The organism is Bacillus sp. BB081, from assembly GCF_008368895.1.
In the GTDB taxonomy this organism is placed as follows: domain Bacteria; phylum Bacillota; class Bacilli; order Bacillales; family Bacillaceae_G; genus Bacillus_A; species Bacillus_A wiedmannii.
Genome location: NZ_QOZX01000120.1, coordinates 1 through 1,900, shown reverse-complemented (window position 1 = coordinate 1,900; position 1,900 = coordinate 1). Strand labels below are relative to the sequence as shown.

The following is a 1,900-nucleotide window of genomic DNA, read 5'->3' as shown; positions in this document are numbered from 1 at the left end:
TACATAATAATATTATTTAAGAATTGTATCAGATTTCCTTGTAAAAATCTTGTTTATAAGGAAAGTATTGAAGAGTTTAATACTTCTTAAAATTGGAAAATATCGAGTTTGATAATATGTACTTCATAAGATTTTAAATGGAAATTGTATATTTAGTCATCCTTTGAATTGTAAAGGTTTTTTAGTGATTTGTAAGAGGAGATGCACAATTGCATATAAAATGATGAGAATCCTCTTTCTAGCTGATCTTTGGATTGTTATAGGCTATTTTAAGTAAGGTTTTCATTTTTAATCTGAAAAGTAACATTTGTAAAAATGTTACAAAAGGATATAAAATAAGAACGTGTATTCTTACAGAGTGGATAGTATTTTCACTAAATAGGGAGGACTTTTTATGTTATGGCGAATTAAAGATGCGGAAATATACTATGAAATTGTTGGAGAGGGGAAACCGGTCCTTATTATATATGGCTGTGCTCCGGATCATAGGTTAATGATGAAATGTATGGAATCAGTATTTCAAAAATATGAAGGTTATCAACGAATATATATTGATTTACCTGGAATGGGAAAGTCGAACGCTCCAGATTGGATAAATAGTTCAGATCATATATTAGAAGTGTTAACTATATTTATTGAAGAAATTATTCCAAAGAAAGATTTTTTACTAGTAGGAGAGTCTTTCGGCGGATATTTAGCTAGAGGGATACTTTCAAAAATGTTTGAGAGAGTCAATGGATTATTATTAATATGTCCTGTGGTTGTTGCGCTGACAAAAGAAAGACGTTTACCGGATAAACAGATAATTGTACAAGATAAGGAGTTTTTAAATACGTTAACTTCTACCGAAAGAAATGAATTTAGCGAGTTAGCAGTGGTAGCAAATAAAAATACATATAAGCGATTTAAAGAAGAAATTAAGCCGGGGTTAGATGTTGCTAATTATGAATTTATTGAAAGATTGCAAAAAAATTATTCTCTTACTATGGAGTTTCACCGAAAGAAATATGAGAAACCCGTTCTTTTATTAGCAGGAAGACAAGATATATCGGTAGGTTATCGAGATATTATAGAAATTATTGAAGATTATCCAAGAGCAACATTAGCGGTGCTTGATATGGCGGGACATAATTTGCAAATTGAACAGCCTGAACTATTCGAGAGTTTAGTAGGAGAATGGATTACACGAACAAAACAACAAAATTTATAAAAAACGAATGAATATTTTCAAGGGGGAAGTATGAATACATATATTTATATGGTTAGGCACGGTGAATCATCAAAATTAGAAGGGAGTGAAAGAACACGTGGTTTAACTGAAAAGGGAAGTTTAGACGCTCATAGAGTAACAGACATATTAAAAACAGAGGGAATCGATACTTTCATTTCAAGTCCATATAAGAGGGCTATGTTAACGATAGAAAAAACAGCCAATTTCTATGAAAAAGAAATATTAATATATGAAAACCTTAAAGAGTGTATGTTTTCCAGTGGGGATCAAGTTATATCAGATAAAGAGGTGTATCCGCTTGTAAAGAAGATGTTCTCTAATCCTGACTGTACACTCATGGAAGGAGAGTCATATAAGGATTGTCAGAGACGGGTAGTGAAAGTGTTAAAGGAAATATTAATGGATTTTCAAGGACAAAAAATTGTAATTGGCACACATGGGCTTGTAATGACACTCATGATGAATTATTTTGATAAGCAATACGGGTTTGAATTTTTAATACATACATCAAAGCCTGACATATATAAGCTGGAATTTAATGATGAACAATTATTGAATGTAAAAAAATTATGGATAGGAGAATGAAACTGAATATATGGAGTGTGTTTAATTTTTACTTATAAAACACACTCTTTTTTTATAGAATGCATTTTTATCAACTATTTTTAG

General features: G+C 30.6%; 2 protein-coding genes. Both read left to right on the top strand.

Annotation, left to right across the window (positions count from 1 at the left end):
• Positions 1-394 precede the first annotated feature (394 nt).
• A complete protein-coding gene (locus DN394_RS28365) occupies positions 395-1,210 on the top strand; it encodes an alpha/beta fold hydrolase (RefSeq protein ID WP_149294452.1) in 816 nt (271 codons plus the stop codon).
• A 30-nt stretch (positions 1,211-1,240) separates the two neighbouring features.
• Positions 1,241-1,816, top strand: coding sequence for a histidine phosphatase family protein (locus tag DN394_RS28360; protein WP_097914759.1), 576 nt, complete (start codon positions 1,241-1,243; stop codon positions 1,814-1,816).
• The last annotated feature ends 84 nt before the right edge of the window (positions 1,817-1,900 follow it).

Coding starts and splice junctions, on each gene's coding strand:
- DN394_RS28365 (WP_149294452.1), top strand. CDS start 395: ATGTTATGGCGAATTAAAGATGCGGAAATATACTATGAAATTGTTGGA.
- DN394_RS28360 (WP_097914759.1), top strand. CDS start 1,241: ATGAATACATATATTTATATGGTTAGGCACGGTGAATCATCAAAATTA.